Origin of the sequence: Cupriavidus sp. YAF13 (genome assembly GCF_052113425.1) — a bacterium.
Classification (GTDB): domain Bacteria; phylum Pseudomonadota; class Gammaproteobacteria; order Burkholderiales; family Burkholderiaceae; genus Cupriavidus.
On record NZ_JBFRDD010000024.1, the window covers coordinates 40,273 to 55,504 of the forward strand.

A 15,232-nucleotide genomic window follows, 5' to 3' on the forward strand; every position below is an offset into this window, starting at 1 on the left:
GGCCCGCGCGCGACCTGCGCCTGCGCGGGGTATTACGGAGACCAACATCATGCTTGAATTCAGCCAACCGGCCAGCCTACTCGACAAGCTCTGGGCCAGCCACGTCATCCACGAGGAAGCCGACGGGCCCTCGCTGATCTATATCGACCGGCACCTGGTGAACGAGGTGACCAGTCCCCAGGCCTTCGAAGGCCTGCGCCTGAACGGGCGCAAGCTCTGGCGCGCCGCTTCGGTGCTTGCCACGGCCGACCACAATGTGCCGACCACCGCGCGCGCGCAGGGCATCACCGATCCCGTGAGCCGTGCCCAGGTGGAGGCGCTGGACCAGAACTGCGCCGACCACGGCATTGTCAACTTCGGCATGGATGATCCGCGCCAGGGCATCCTGCACGTGGTCGGGCCAGAGCGCGGAGCCACGCTGCCCGGCATGACCATTGCCTGCGGCGACTCTCACACATCCACGCACGGCGCATTCGCTGCGTTCGCCTTTGGTATCGGGACATCGGAGGTCGAGCAGGTGCTGGGCGCGCAATGCCTGTGGATGACCAAGCCGAAATCGATGCTGGTCAGGGTGGAAGGCGAGCTGTCGCCGGGTGTTTCCGCCAAGGATATCGCGCTCAGCCTGATTGGCCGGATCGGCACCGCCGGCGCGACCGGGCATGTGATCGAGTTCGCCGGCAGCACCATCTGCGGCCTGAGCATGGAAGCACGCATGACAGTCTGCAACATGGCGATCGAGGCGGGGGCGCGGGCCGGCATGGTGGCGGTCGACGAGACCACGCTGTCCTATCTCCGGGGCCGTCCGCTCGCGCCTGAAGGCCAGGCGTGGGAGACCGCCAGCGCGTTCTGGCGGAACTTGCGCAGCGACCCGCACGCGGCTTTCGATGCCATCGTGGAGATCGATGCGGCATCGGTCCGCCCGCATGTGACCTGGGGCACCTCTCCGGAAATGGTGGTGGCCATCGGCGAGCGCGTTCCCGATCCCCAGTGGGAGCGCGATCCGGTCAAGCGCAAGAGCATGGAACGGGCGCTCGACTATATGGGTTTGCAGCCGGATACGCCGCTGGAGTCCATCCAGCTGGACAAGATCTTCATCGGCTCGTGCACCAACGCCCGTCTTGAGGATCTTCGCGCGGCAGCGCAAGTGCTGCGCGGCCGGCACATCGCCCCGAGCATCCGCCTGGCCCTGGCGGTGCCCGGTTCCGGGCTGGTGAAGTTGCAGGCGGAGGCCGAAGGGCTGGACCAGGTCTTTATCGCCGCCGGCTTTGAATGGCGCGAACCGGGGTGTTCGATGTGCCTGGGCATGAACGACGACAGGCTGGCGGCCGGCGAGCGATGCGCGTCCACCTCGAACCGCAATTTCGAGGGGCGGCAGGGACCAGGAGGGCGAACCCACTTGGTGAGCCCGCAGATGGCGGCCGCGGCGGCGGTGGCGGGCCATTTCGTCGACATTCGCGCGCTTTGACGAGGAGGTAACGATGAGAGCCTTTACCACGCTGGACGGACTGGTGGCGCCGCTGGACCGCGCCAACGTCGATACCGACGCCATGCTTCCCAAGCAGTTCCTGAAATCCATCAAGCGCAGCGGATTCGGTCCCTACCTGTTCGATGAATGGCGCTACCTGGATCACGGCGAGCCGGGGCAGGACTGTAGCAGCCGTCCGCTGAACCCGGACTTTGTGCTCAACCAGCCGCGCTATCGGGGTGCCTCGGTCATGCTGGCGCGCGAGAACTTCGGTTGCGGCTCGTCCCGTGAACACGCGCCGTGGGCACTCGAAGACTTCGGCATGCGCGCCCTGATCGCGCCCGGTTTCGCCGACATCTTTTACAACAACTGCATGAAGAACGGTTTGCTGCCGATTGTCGCCGATGCGGCCGTTGTCGACCGGCTGTTTGCCGAGGTCGCGGTGACCCCCGGCTACCGCCTGCAAATCGACCTCGCCGGGCAGATCGTGACGACACCGTCCGGCGAAACGATTGGCTTTTCGCTCGATCCGTTCAAGAAGTACTGCCTGCTGAACGGGCTCGACGATATCGCGCTGGCGCTGCGCCATACCGTACAAATCCGCGGCTATGAACAAGAGCGGGCACGGCGGGAGCCCTGGTTGTTTGCCTGAATGAAAGCCAGCCGGCGAGCTGGATTCCAATACTGAAATGGATGGAGACACTATGCTTTGGCAAGACCACAAGCGGCAACCTGGCCGCGAAAATTCCCCTGCGCGCGGGAACAAGGATGCAAGGACGGACGCAAAGACCAGCGGGCTTTCCCGCCACTGCAGGCATATGGGCCTGGCGGCCGTCGCCCTCGCCTGGCTGACCGGGGCGGGCACGGCGTGGGCGCAGTCCTATCCCGCCCAGCCCATCAGGCTGGTGGTGCCGTACGCGCCCGGCGGCACCACCGACATCATCGCCAGGCAACTGGCCCATCGCATGTCCGAAAAGCTGGGCCAGCAAGTCGTGGTCGAAAACAAGAGCGGCGGCAACACCGTGATCGGCGCGGAAGCCGTGGCCAAGGCGCAACCCGATGGCTATACGCTGCTGCTGACGAACGACGCCACCTTTGTGCTGAACCCGGTGGTACTGCCCTCGCTTTCCTACAACGTCTCGCGGGATTTCGTGCCGGTGGCCGCCATTGGCTATGTGCCCCTCGTCATGGCCGTGTCGGGCAGCTTGCCGGTCAATAGCCTCAAAGAACTGGCGGCCTATGCAAAGAGCCGGCCGGGCACGCTCAGCTACGGCTCGTTCGGCAACGGCAGCCAGCCCCACCTGATGGGGGCGCTGTTCAACAAGCTGGCCGGTACCGATCTGGTCCACGTGCCCTACAAGGGCTCCGCGCCGGCGGTCAGCGATGTCGTGGGCGGCCAGATCCTCTTGACGTTCCCGGCGCTGCCTACCATCCAGAGCTTCGTCGGCGCGCGCAAGATCAAAGTGCTGGCGGTGAGCGGCGAGAAGCGGACCCAGGCCCTGCCGGACGTCCCCACATTTACGGAGGCCGGCTTCAAGGAGATGAATATCTCCGCCATCTACGGCGTGCTTGCCCCGGCAAAGATGCCCAGGCAGGTGGTGACCAAGCTGAACACCACCATTGTCGAGATCCTCAATGAGCGGGACTTCGTCGAGAAGAACTTCGCCGCGCAGGGGATGGTGCCGATGAGGTTCAGCCCGGAGCAGTTCTCGCGCTATATCGACGAGCAGACGCAGCAGACCAGGAAGACCGTGGCGCTCTCCGGCGCGAAGGTCGACTAGCTGGCCGGTCTATAGGCGGCACGTGGCCGCCGCGCCCTCGATTACTCACTTCGCACAGGCAATAGGGCGTCGAGGGCTGTTCCCGCCTCGCACCTTGCGGCCCCTTTCAGGCTGCAAGGCGCCCCCATGCCCGCATGGCTCGCGGTATCTCCCACCCCCGGTGAAAACCCCGCCTTGCCTGCATTGGGGTTCTCAACTAAATTTCTTCGCACATCGACTTTATTTGCGCTCAGCGCAAAAATGAGTGTTGACCAAAAGCACATAAAGGACGAGACAAAGCATGAATCCCTTGCGACTTGGCTGGATTGGCGTCGGCGCCATGGGCCGGCCAATGTGCCTGAACCTGCTGAAAGCCGGCTATCCGGTGATGGTCTTCGACAAGACAGCTTCGCAGTGCGAACCCGCCGTCGCGGCGGGCGCGGCCAGGGCAGCTTCGCCGAAGGAGCTGATGGCGGCGGTGGACGTGGTCTTCTCGACGATATTCAACGACGAGGGGTTGCGCGACGTTGTCATGTCCGAGGATGGCCTCCTCGCCGGAGCGGCGGGTGCCGGGATCCATGTCGATATGAGCACCGTCTCGCCCGATGTCTCTGCCACGGTTGCGCAGGCGCTTGCACAGCGTGGCGTGCAGTACCTGCGCGCTCCGGTCTCCGGGACGGTGTCGCTAGCCGCGAACGCGCAATTGAGCAGCTATGTCTCCGGTCCAAAGGAGGCCTTCGAGGCCGTGCGCCCGGTCCTGGCCTGTCTCACTGCGAGGCAAACCTATGTCGGGGAGGCCGAAGAGGCGCGCGTCATCAAGCTCATGATCAACCTGATGGTGTTCATGAGCACCGCGGTGATCGGCGAAGGGCTCGCCTTCGGCGCGCGCGCGGGGCTGGACCGCGCGCTCATGATCGACGCGATCAACGACAGCATCGTGGCCAGTCCGCACTACAAGACCAAGGCGGAAAAACTGAAGCAGCGCGAGTACGGCGCCGACGGCGCCATCTCGCTTGTGGTGAAGGACCTGGACCTGGCGCTGGCGGTCGCTCGCCGCAACGACGCCGCGCTGCCGATTTCATCCCTGGTGCGCCAGTACCTCGCCATGATGCAGAGCCGGGATATGAGTCATCTCGATGTGGCCGCGCTTGCTGACGTGCTGGCGCTGATGAGCGGGCATGCCGATGCGCAGGACTTCCGCTCGTCTTGCCCGGGGCCGTGAGCCCGGGCCGATCCTTCAAGGCCCTCGGGTCAATCACTAATAGTAGAAACGGAGCAGACATGAGCTACAGAGCAATCCATCTACGGATGCCCGGGAAGGCGATGGCCGCCGTCATTGCGGGCGCGGCGTTCACATGCGCGGTACAGCCGGCCCTGGCCCAGCCGAAGCCGGGCGGCGAGCCAATCCGTATCGGCGCGCTGTTGTCGACGACCGGCGGACTTGCCGCCGTGGGGCTCGCCGAACGCGAAGGCGCCCTGCTGGCCCAGAAGGTGATCAATGGCCGCGGCGGCATCCAGGGACGTCCGCTCGAGATCGTGTTCGAGGACGACGGTTCCAGTCCGGACTCCGCGGTGGCCAAGGCGAACGCACTGATGTACACGCACAAGGTGCGCGCCATTGTGGGGCCCACGGGAATTGCGCAGACCGTCGCCATCGGCAGCATCACGCAGCCGCAGAGACTGCCCGTATTCGCCTTTTCCGGTCTGGGGCCGGCAGTGGAGCGCGAGCGCACCTGCGTCTTTCACATGACGCCCTCGCAGGAGCTCAACGCGCGCGCAGTGCTCTCCTACGCCCGCGACAACGGCCTCAAGCGGATTGGCGTGCTGCATGACTCCGGCTACGGGCAAGTGGTGTGGAACAGCATGAAGAACCTGGACCGCGAGTACGGGGTCAGTTTCGTGCAGGTGGAGAAATTCGAAATCGCCGCGACCGACGTGACCACCCAGGCGGCCAAGGTGAAGGCAACCACGCCCGATGCGCTCATCATCATCTCGACCTCGCCCGCGCCGTTCCGCAATGTGCGCCAGCTGAAGATTGGCGTGCCCATCCTTTCCGTGCACGGTACCGCCACCTACGAGACCGTCAAGGCGATGGGCGATGCGGCGGACAACATCATCCACCCGGAGTTCGTGGTGGCCGAGGATCCGCTGCCGAACCAGAAGGTGTTCGTCGAAGCGTATCGCAAGGAGTACGGCAAGCTGCCCAAGCACTTCTCCGCGGTCGCGTGGGACGCCGTGATGGCGCTGGCCGACGGCCTGAAGACCGCCGGCGCGAACGCGCCGAACGACAAGCTCTGCGGCGCACTGCGCAAGCCATATCTGGGCGCCACCACCGGCTATGACTTCTCCGCGTCCGACATGGGCGGCATGACGCTTGCCGGCTTCACCTACTCGCGGTTGCAAAAGGGCCAGTTCGTGCGCCTGGGCTACACGGCCGCCGCCAAGCCATAGCGCGATACCGGTAATCTGAGAGGAACCACGATGTCCATGAGTCTCACCATCCAGGCGGTCCTGTCCGGGATCACCAATGGCTTTGTCTACGCGCTGATCGGCGTCGGCATGGCAGTCATCTACAAGGGCACCCGCATCGTCAACGCCATGCAAGGCGAGTTCGCCGTGGTTGGCGGACTGGTGGCGGTGTTCGCGCTGCAGGCCGTCGGGCTGCCCTACGCGCTGGCCATCCCTGCCGGCATCGCCGCCGGGGCGGCCAGCGGCCTGGTTATCGACCTGCTGTTCGTGCGGCCGATGACGCGGCGCGGAGCCACCGAGGAAAGCTATCTGCTGCTGACCATCGGGCTGGCCTTCACCTTGTCCGCCGCCGCGCTGTATGTCGGCGGGCGCGATTCGCATCTGCTGCCGGGCATCGGCGGTGACGGCGTGGTCGAACTCCTCGGCGCCGTCACGCCGACGCACGCTTTGTCCCTGATCGGCATTGCCGCGCTGCTGGTTGGCCTGCTGCGCCTGTTTTATACCAGGACGCTGACGGGCCTGGCCATGACGGCCGCCTCGCTCGATCCCGACGGGGCCACCACCACCGGCATCAATGTGCGCCGGATGCGGTCCCTGACGTTCCTGCTTGGCGGCGGGTTCGGCGCCATTGCCGGCATCCTGGTCACGCCGCTGATCGCCATGAACTACCAGATGGGCATCGGCCTCACGCTGAAAGGCTTCGCGGCTGCCATCCTCGGCGGGCTGAGCAATCCGCTGGGCGCCGTCGTCGGTGGGCTGATGCTTGGCCTGATCGAATCGCTGGCCGTGCTGGGCTTCCCATCGGGCTACCGCGATGTGATCGCCTTGTCGATCCTGATTGTCATCATGATTCTGCTTCCCAACGGCATGCTTGGCCGCGTGGGCCGCAAAGGAGGATAACCATGAACTACTCGCGTGCGCTGGTGCTCATCGCCCTGGTGCTATGGGCGGTAGCCGGGCAGATGCTGTCGCGGCACTACCTGGATATGCTGAACTTCGCGGCGATCCTGACGGTCGGCGGACTGGGCGTTGGCCTGCTGCTCGGGCAGTGCGGCATCGTCAACCTCGGGCAGGCGGCGTTCTATGGCTTTGGCGCGTATGCGTCGGCCTACTGCACCACGGTACTCGGCTGGCCGGCGCTGGGCGGGTTCGCCGCCGGCCTGGTTTTCAGCGCAGTGCTGGCCGCGATCATCGGCACGCCGGTGCTCCGTCTCGGCGGGTTCTTTCTCGCCCTGGCTACGCTTGCGGTGGGGAGCATCGCCAATGTGCTCTTCTTCGAGTGGGACTGGCTGACGGGCGGCACGCTCGGCATCGGCGGCATTCCGAAGCTGTCGCTGTTCGGCTTCATGCTCGACACGCCGGAGCGCTACTACTACTTCATCTGGCCGCTCGCGATCCTGTTGCTGTGGCTGGTGGACAACCTGGTCAAGGGCAGGCCTGGCCTGTCGATGCGGGCCATGCGCGACGCCGCGCCGGCGGCCGAAGTGCTGGGCATCGATATGCGCGGGCTGAAGACGGCGATGTTCGTGCTGTCCGCCATGCTCGGCTCGCTGGCGGGTTCCCTGTTCGCGCACTACGTGTCGTTTGTCAGCGTGCAGAGCTTCACCGTGGAGCGATCCATCGTCTTCTTGCTGGTGCCGGTCGTTGCCGGTGCGCGTTCTGTCTATGGCGTGGTGCTGGGGGCGCTGTTCGTCGCCCTGGCGCCGGAGTTGCTCAGCGGCCTGGGAGACTTCCACCAGGTGCTGTTCGGTCTTGCGCTGGTTCTGGTTGTGACCCTGATGCCGGGTGGGCTGGTGGGTGCGCTGATGCGCGCCCGGTCGTGGAGGGCGGCGCAATGAATGCTCCCGTGCCTGATTTCAGAACCGGCGCACATGCCGTGCACGCCGCCACGCCGTCCTTGCTGAAGCTCGAAGGCGTCGCGCACAGCTTCGGCGGCCTCGACGTCCTGCGCAACGTGAGCTTCGAGGTGCCCGCGGGCCGGATCGTCGGCCTGATCGGTCCGAACGGCAGCGGCAAGACCACCTGCTTCAATATCATCTCCGGCTTCCTGCGCCCGAAGGGCGGCAGGGTATCGCTGGCGGGGCGAGAGATCACCGCCGATTCGATCCAGCAGCGCAGCCGCGGCGGCCTGGTCCGGACGTTCCAGACGCCCCAGGTCTTCGAGCACATGACCGTGCTGGAAAACCTGATGGTGGGCTGCTACAACGCGACGAGTTCGGGCGTGCTGCAAGCCATGCTGCGCACCCCGAAGTCCCGTGCCGAACTGCGTGCGATGCGCGCGTCCGCACAGGCTTGCTGCGAGAAGTTCGGCCTGGCACGGCTGCAGGACAACCTGGCGGGAAGCCTCCCTGCCGGGCAGCGCCGCATTGTCGAACTGGCGCGCGCCTGCATCGGCAATCCGCGCCTGCTGCTGCTGGATGAGCCATCCTCCGGTCTCAACAGCGACGAGATCGAAACGCTGGCAGCGTGGATCGCGCGCCTGAACGAGGAAGGCATCACCATCCTGCTGGTCTCGCACGATATGGGGCTGATGACGGCTTGCGACACCGTGCACGTGCTGTATTTTGGCGAGATCATCGCCACCGGGGCGCTGCATGAGGTGCAGGCCGATCCGCGTGTACGTGAAGCCTATATGGGGGTCTGACGATGCTACAGGTAAGAGGCTTGCGCGCCGGCTACGGGACAGTGCCGGTGCTGCACGAGATCGATATCGATGTGGAGCAGGGCGAGGCGGTTGCCGTAGTGGGCGCCAATGGCGCTGGCAAGACGGCACTGGTGCGGACCCTGTCCGGCCTGATCAGGCCGATGGGCGGTAGCATTGTCAAGGATGGTGTCGAGATCAGCCGGGTGCCTGGCTACCGGCGGTTCGAGCACGGCATCGCGGTGGTGCTGGAGAACCGGAACCTGTTCACCGAGCTGTCGGTCCATGACAACCTGCGGCTTGCCGAGCGCGCCGGCAAGCGTGCCAATGGCGGCAAGACGCGCTTTTCCTTCGACGAAGTCTGCGATCTCTTCGAGATCCTGCGCGAGCGCGGGCAGTGCGCGGTGGAACTGCTGTCCGGCGGCCAGCAGCAGATGGTCGCGATCGCCCGCGCGCTGTTGCTGCAACCCGACTTGCTGATCATGGATGAACTGACCACCGGGCTGGCGCCCAGGATCGTCAAGGAGATACTGGCGGTACTGAACAAACTGCGGGCGCGCGGCATGAGCATCGTGCTGGTGGAGCAGAGCGTTGCGATTGCCTCCGAGATGACCGATCGGGCTTACGTCCTGTCGGTGGGGCGCGTCATCCATGAGGTTCGCCGGGGGGAATGGAGCGCGGTGTTGAACGACAAGACATTGATCAAAGCCTACCTGCAGGGCTGATGCCCGGCAATTCAAGGAAAAGGCAGCATGGAACACACAACGGCCGTGACGCAACTGAAGCTGGCTGACGAAGCCCGGTACCGCGCCATGCTCACTGGCGATATCGCCGCCCTGGAAGGCCTGCTCGCCGATGAGCTTTCCTACACGCATTCGTCTGCTCTGCGCGAGGGAAAGCAAGCGTACCTCGCCTCGCTTGCGAGCGGGCGAGTGAGATACCTGGACGCCTGCTTGAGTGATGTGGAGCAGAATATCTATGATGACATGGCGGTAATGCAGGGCAAGGCGGTGATCGAGGCTGTCGTCGATGGCGCCGAGCGCACCCTGGATAACCGTTTCCTGAGCGTTTGGAAGCATACCAGCGGTGGCTGGCAGATGGTCGCATGGGCATCAACGCCCGTGCCGGCGCGCAAGTCGTGACAGGCGCCAGCCTGATCCATCAGCCCGGTGTTCGCGCTGAGGGAACAGCGTGTTCGATGATCCGAACCTTACCGCGGCGAAGTGCGGATGCTACGCTTCACTCCCCTGTCCGGGGAGTCTTCCCATATGGATTGCCGGACACTTCGCTTCAACCTTGCCCAAGAGGAGTTCAACATGGCGCAAGTTACGCCGCCCACTTCCCCGAACGACGACATCGACACGCAGGAGACTGCGGAATGGCTCGACGCGCTCGATTCCGTCATTGCGTACGAAGGGACGGAACGCGCGCACTTCCTGATCGAGAAACTGATCGAGCGCGCGCATGGCGCCGGCATCTACCTGCCGTTCAGCGCGAACACGGGCTACGTCAATACGATTCCAGTTGATGCGCAGGCCAGGAGTACCGGCGACCAGGACCTCGAGCACCGAATCCGGTCGTATATCCGATGGAACGCGGTCGCGCTTGTCCTGCGAGCAGCGCGCGATTCCAATGTCGGCGGCCATATCGCCAGCTTCGCGTCGGCCGCGACGCTGTATGAGGTTGGCTTCAACCACTTCTGGCATGCGCCGTCCGGCGAGCATGGCGGCGACCTGGTCTTCTTCCAGGGACACTCGTCGCCGGGCTTCTATGCGCGGGCCTTCCTCGAAGGACGGCTGACGGAAGAACAGATGGATAATTTCCGTCAGGAAGTGGACGGCAAGGGCATCTCTTCCTATCCGCACCCCTGGCTGATGCCAGACTTCTGGCAGTTCCCAACGGTATCGATGGGGCTGGGTCCCATCATGGGAATCTACCAGGCCCGTTTCATGAAGTACCTGCAAGACCGCGGATTCGGGCAACACGCCGGCCGCAAGGTCTGGGTCTTCAGTGGCGACGGCGAGATGGACGAGCCCGAATCCCGTGGTGCGCTTGGCATGGCGGGCCGGGAGCACCTGGACAACCTGGTGTTTGTCATCAACTGCAACCTGCAACGGCTCGATGGCCCGGTCCGCGGCAACGGCAAGATCATCCAGGAACTGGAGGCGGAATTCCGTGGCGCCGGCTGGAACGTCATCAAGGTTGTCTGGGGCAGCAAGTGGGATGCGCTGCTGGCGCGGGACAAGGCCGGCATCCTTGCCAGGCGGATGATGGAATGCGTGGATGGCGACTACCAGACCTTCAAGGCCAAGGATGGCGCCTACGTGCGCGAGCACTTCTTCAACACACCGGCGCTCAAGGCCATGGTCGCCGACTGGTCGGACGACGATATCTGGGCGTTGAACCGCGGCGGTCATGACCCGCACAAGGTCTACGCCGCCTACCAGGCCGCAGCGAATCACCAGGGCCAGCCCACCGTCATCCTGGCGAAGACCATCAAGGGCTATGGCATGGGCGAGGCGGGAGAAGCCCAGAACATCACGCATCAGCAAAAGAGCATGCGCGTGGAAGCGCTCATGCATTTCCGTGACCGGTTCAAGTTGCCGCTATCGGACCAGCAGCTCGAGGCCCTGCCCTACCTGAAGTTCGAGGAAGGCTCCCGCGAGCACTCATACCTGCATGCGCGCCGCAGCGCGCTGGGCGGCTATCTTCCGTCCCGGCGCAGGCGCGGCCCGTCGCTGCCGGTGCCGCCGTTGTCGGCCTTCGACGCCCAACTCAAGGCCGGTGGCGAGGGGCGCGAGTTCTCGACCGCGATGAGCTACGTCCGCATCCTGAACACGCTGCTGCGCGACAAGGTACTGGGCCGGCGCATCGTGCCGATCGTCTCGGACGAATCGCGTACCTTCGGCATGGAAGGGTTGTTCCGGCAGATCGGCATCTGGTCGCAGCAGGGGCAGACCTACACGCCGCAGGACGCCACGCAGCTGATGTTCTACAAGGAATCGAAGGACGGGCAGATTCTGCAGGAGGGCATCAACGAAGCGGGGGCGATGGCGGACTGGATTGCCGCGGCCACAGCGTACTCGACGCACGGCGAGCCGATGATCCCGTTCTTTATCTTCTACTCGATCTTCGGCTTCCAGCGCTTCGGCGATCTGGCCTGGGCCGCAGGCGACCAGCGCGCGCGCGGCTTCCTGCTGGGGGGAACCGCAGGCCGCACGACGCTGAACGGGGAGGGCCTGCAGCACGAGGATGGCCATAGCCTGGTCTGGGGCGGAACCATCCCCAACTGCATCAGCTACGACCCGACGTTCGCCTACGAGCTGGCTGTGATCATCCAGGACGGCCTGCGCCGGATGATCCAGGACCAGGAGGATGTGTATTACTACATCACCGTGATGAACGAGAACTACGAGCATCCGGCGATGCCTTCAGGCGCCGAGGCCGATATCCTGAAGGGCATGTACCTGTTCCGGCGCGGCGAGGACGGCAACGGCGCGTCGCCCCGGGTTCAGCTCCTCGGCGCCGGCACCATCTTCCGCGAGGTCATCGCGGCGGCGGATCTGCTGCGGCGAGACTGGGGCGTGCAGGCTGACCTCTGGGGTTGCCCCAGCTTTATCGAACTGGCACGCGAGGGCAACGAGGCAACGCGATGGAATCTCCTGCACCCGGAAGCGCCGCCACGGCAGTCCCATGTCGAGCAGTGCCTTGGGCAGGTGCAAGGCCCCGTGATTGCTGCCACGGACTACGTGCGCGCGCTGGCGGAGCAGATCCGCCCGTTTGTGCCGCGGCGGTACACTGTGCTCGGTACCGACGGCTACGGCAGATCGGACACGCGTGAGCAATTGCGCCACTTCTTCGAAGTCGACCGCCACTGGATTGTCCTGGCCGCTTTGAAGGCTCTGGCGGATGAGGGTACCTTGGACAAGGCTATGGTGCAGCGTGCCATCGAAAAGTATGAGATCGACCCTGGCAAGGCGTATCCGCTGCGCGCCTGATCGGGCCGGCGGGTGTATGTCGCCTGGCGCTGCCTAGCGCCATGCATTTGTGCAACGCCCGACACGGTCAGAACGTGTAGCTGGCCGCGATATAGGTGAACGTTGTGTTGTGGCCGCCCACTGTGCCCAAGGCCTTGGAAACATCCACATAGACAAGGCCGGCATTGAGGAGAATATGGCGATTTGCCTGCCAGGCCGCATCGACTGAAAACTGGCTGCTGCTGTACTGGCCTGGGTGTCCTGCAGTACCCGCGATCGGTATGCCCACGGAGGTGTAGACGGCATCGTGGGTTGTCGCTCGCCAGATGAAATCGCAGGCCAGCGTGAGCTTCAGGGCAGGGACCGGGTGCAGGGTCAGCGATGGCTGTATATCGATCACGTTGGAGGCCCCGATCAGCCCGGCCTGATTGAAATACGCGAGTTTTGGAAAGAGTCCGTCGTATGTGCCAAGCGTTCCGTCGTGGGGGTTCCGGTCGCCACTGCCCATGGTCGCCTTGACTCCGCCCCTGGGCTTCCAGTCGTAAGCCACCAGCGTGTAGCCGGTATCGGTTGAAAATCCCCATGCCCGGATCTGCCGCTGGGAGAAGGATCCGAACTGGCCGAGCGTTTCCCAATCCCAGTCCCAGCGTCCGTGGTGGCCAAAGACGCGTGCGCCGACCGAGTGCCTTCGCTCCACGCCCGTACCGGTGCTAAACAGCGCGTGGTCGTTCTCGAAACCAAGATAGTAGAGATCGAAACCGGAGTGGGGCATGACGCTGTCCGCCACCGTCGCGTAGGCGCCCCAGAAGCCCTGCGCATGGTTGGGTTGATCATCGAAAACGCCGTCCCGCAACAGTACCGGGCGCGTGGCGAAGGCGTCGACGCGAACCTGGTCGACCGTTGCGCCCAGGCGGGCGCCATCGAAAGCGCGCCGTACATTCGGCGCGTCCCGGATCGAGATCAGTCGCTGTGCACCAAATGCCATTTCCTGGCGTCCAATCCGCAGGAACGGGTCATCGGCCAGACGTTCCTTCAACGGAAACCGCACGTCAACGAAGGCCTGTTGCACGTCGAGCCGGTCACTATAGGACGGGGCCGCGCTATCCTTGCCGGGCGCCAGCTGATTGCCAAGCTGCACGAAGCCGCGAACGAATTCACCTGCATGCAGATCGGCATGGAGCAGGGCGCGATGCAGCAGGTAACTGTCGCTCTGTTTGCCTGGCACGCCAAAATTCGCGGCTGTGTAATCTTCGAAGCGTTCCCGCACTTCGCCGCCGAAACTGATGAACCAGCCAGACGCGCTGATCGGCATGTACTTGACGGGATCCCAGAAGTCGCTCCGTCTGGCGGGGTCTTGCAGGTAGCTGTAGTCCTCGTCGTAGCGCATCAGCTTGTAGGCGGGCGCAGTGGCAGCCGCCGGAGAAGACTGCTGGGCGGCGGCGCAGGTCATCTCAAGAGCGGTGGCCAGGGCGACAAGCATCACGCCCGCCACCCTACCGAAGCCGGAACGGGGGGCCGGACGTAGCCGGCGACTTCGTTTGAGGAGCGCTCCCGTACTCATGTCATTCCTGACTACCGACCCGTGGTTCGAATTCCATTCGTCAGTTGGAAGCCTGCCGTCACGGCAGGATTTCACTTATGAGCACAAGGTTAGGCTGGCCTTCGTACAGCCGCAAGGCAATGATGCCGTCGGCTATTCCTGATGCCCCGGATCCTCCCAGGGAGGCGGCGACAGTGATTGTTGCAGGAACAGGATAAGTGCCTTTAGCTTATGCGAGACAAACGGGGTGCGTTGATAGACGGCAAAGATGCCGTCGTCCAGCGGCGTCTCGTTGGGTAGCGCATTGATAAGACGGCCTGCCCGAATGTCGTCGGCCACGATGAAGAGCGGCAGCACGGCCAGCCCGTGTCCAGCTGTCGCTGCATCCCTCAGCACCTCGCCATTATTCGCGGTGAACTGACCCCGCGGCGTGACCACTCTCGGGGCGGACCGAGGTGTCGGACCCTGGAACGCCCAGATCTGGCCGGGCGGCGCGTTGCTATAGGTCAGGCAGGCATGGCGTGTGATGTCGTCCAGCGTCTTGGGAAGCCCTGCTAGTTGCGCGTATGCTGGGCTGCAGCAAACGATCCTGCGACTAGCCGCAAGCTTCCTTGCGATCATCGCAGTGTCGCCCAGGCGCGTCACCCGGATTGCCACATCAAACCGCGCATGTTCGGTATCGACGAGCCGGTCGTCGAGTTCGACGATCAGATTGAGCTTTGGATTCGCGGCTGCGAACCGGGACAGGAGTGGAGAGAGCCAGAGCGTGCCAAAGCTCATGGGAGCAAGAATTCGCATTTCGCCGCACAACTCTTGTGAGTTCTGGGAAATGGTCTCGGCAGCGCGCGTGAGTTGCGCCAATGCTGAGCGCGTCTCTTCATAGAATCTTGCCCCATTCTCCGTGGGCTGAACGCGTCGCGTCGAGCGCTGAAGGAGCAATACGCCGAGCGTACGCTCCAGATCACTTAAACGCTTGCTGATAACGGATTTCGATAAATTGAGGTGACGGGCGGCCCCGCTGACGCTGCCTTGCTCAACAACCAACAGGAAAGCTTCAAGTTCGTCCGTTCTTAGCTGCATGCGAATGTATAGAGAGAGGGATGCGTTGGGTCCATAGGATACCGAAGGTCGATTGCGTTCAGCAATCGCCCTGATGATTGCTCGAATCCCAGTCCCCGGAGGGGTATTGTTCGGCTGTGAAGAACGCCGTTTTCGGCAATGAGGCGTACGTAAAGGCGGCGTTCCGATGCTACTCTTCGCGTCCCGGCACGCACTCGCTGAAAGACAATCAGTCGGACTAGCGTGGACAGTGATGTGCCGGGACCTGACTTCAAATGCACAACTGGTCAGCCTGCTGGCCAATCCGCATCGCTCCGGCAA

General features: G+C 64.0%; 13 protein-coding genes. 11 read left to right on the forward strand and 2 right to left on the reverse strand.

What is annotated here, in order from left to right; translation table 11 throughout:
- Positions 1–49 precede the first annotated feature (49 nt).
- The 11 genes from leuC to aceE all read left to right on the forward strand — a co-directional run bounded on the left by leuC (position 50) and on the right by aceE (position 12,333).
- Positions 50–1,465 (forward strand): 3-isopropylmalate dehydratase large subunit, encoded by a 1,416-nt coding sequence (leuC, locus tag AB4061_RS19770; protein WP_441636728.1) that lies wholly within the window; start codon positions 50–52, stop codon positions 1,463–1,465.
- 13 nt (positions 1,466–1,478) lie between these two features.
- Positions 1,479–2,117 (forward strand): 3-isopropylmalate dehydratase small subunit, encoded by a 639-nt coding sequence (gene leuD / locus AB4061_RS19775; RefSeq protein WP_441636730.1) that lies wholly within the window; start codon positions 1,479–1,481, stop codon positions 2,115–2,117.
- 166 nt (positions 2,118–2,283) lie between these two features.
- The gene (locus AB4061_RS19780) at positions 2,284–3,246 is read left to right on the forward strand and encodes a Bug family tripartite tricarboxylate transporter substrate binding protein (RefSeq protein WP_441636732.1); all 963 of its coding nucleotides are present in this window, start codon (positions 2,284–2,286) and stop codon (positions 3,244–3,246) included.
- 280 nt (positions 3,247–3,526) lie between these two features.
- Positions 3,527–4,447, forward strand: coding sequence for an NAD(P)-dependent oxidoreductase (locus tag AB4061_RS19785; RefSeq protein WP_441636734.1), 921 nt, complete (start codon positions 3,527–3,529; stop codon positions 4,445–4,447).
- Between the two features lie 59 nt (positions 4,448–4,506).
- A complete protein-coding gene (locus tag AB4061_RS19790) occupies positions 4,507–5,676 on the forward strand; it encodes an ABC transporter substrate-binding protein (protein WP_441636736.1) in 1,170 nt (389 codons plus the stop codon).
- 36 nt (positions 5,677–5,712) lie between these two features.
- Positions 5,713–6,594: a branched-chain amino acid ABC transporter permease gene (locus tag AB4061_RS19795; protein WP_045239930.1), complete on the forward strand. Its 882-nt coding sequence runs from the start codon at positions 5,713–5,715 to the stop codon at positions 6,592–6,594.
- Positions 6,595–6,596: 2 nt separating this feature from the next.
- Complete coding sequence (locus tag AB4061_RS19800; protein WP_006159758.1) at positions 6,597–7,532, forward strand: branched-chain amino acid ABC transporter permease; 936 nt, start codon at positions 6,597–6,599, stop codon at positions 7,530–7,532.
- Between the two features lie 8 nt (positions 7,533–7,540).
- A complete protein-coding gene (locus AB4061_RS19805) occupies positions 7,541–8,338 on the forward strand; it encodes an ABC transporter ATP-binding protein (protein WP_441636739.1) in 798 nt (265 codons plus the stop codon).
- A gap of 2 nt (positions 8,339–8,340) precedes the next feature.
- Positions 8,341–9,060, forward strand: coding sequence for an ABC transporter ATP-binding protein (locus tag AB4061_RS19810; protein WP_441636741.1), 720 nt, complete (start codon positions 8,341–8,343; stop codon positions 9,058–9,060).
- Positions 9,061–9,087: 27 nt separating this feature from the next.
- Positions 9,088–9,477, forward strand: coding sequence for a nuclear transport factor 2 family protein (locus tag AB4061_RS19815; RefSeq protein ID WP_441636743.1), 390 nt, complete (start codon positions 9,088–9,090; stop codon positions 9,475–9,477).
- Positions 9,478–9,651: 174 nt separating this feature from the next.
- A complete protein-coding gene (aceE, locus tag AB4061_RS19820; protein WP_441636745.1) occupies positions 9,652–12,333 on the forward strand; it encodes a pyruvate dehydrogenase (acetyl-transferring), homodimeric type in 2,682 nt (893 codons plus the stop codon).
- Positions 12,334–12,400: 67 nt separating this feature from the next.
- Here aceE and AB4061_RS19825 read toward each other — a convergent pair whose 3' ends face one another.
- Both AB4061_RS19825 and AB4061_RS19830 read right to left on the reverse strand, forming a co-directional pair.
- The gene (locus AB4061_RS19825) at positions 12,401–13,792 is read right to left on the reverse strand and encodes an alginate export family protein (RefSeq protein ID WP_441636747.1); all 1,392 of its coding nucleotides are present in this window, start codon (positions 13,790–13,792) and stop codon (positions 12,401–12,403) included.
- Positions 13,793–14,005: 213 nt separating this feature from the next.
- Complete coding sequence (locus AB4061_RS19830; RefSeq protein ID WP_441636749.1) at positions 14,006–14,932, reverse strand: LysR family transcriptional regulator; 927 nt, start codon at positions 14,930–14,932, stop codon at positions 14,006–14,008.
- Positions 14,933–15,232: the final 300 nt, after the last annotated feature.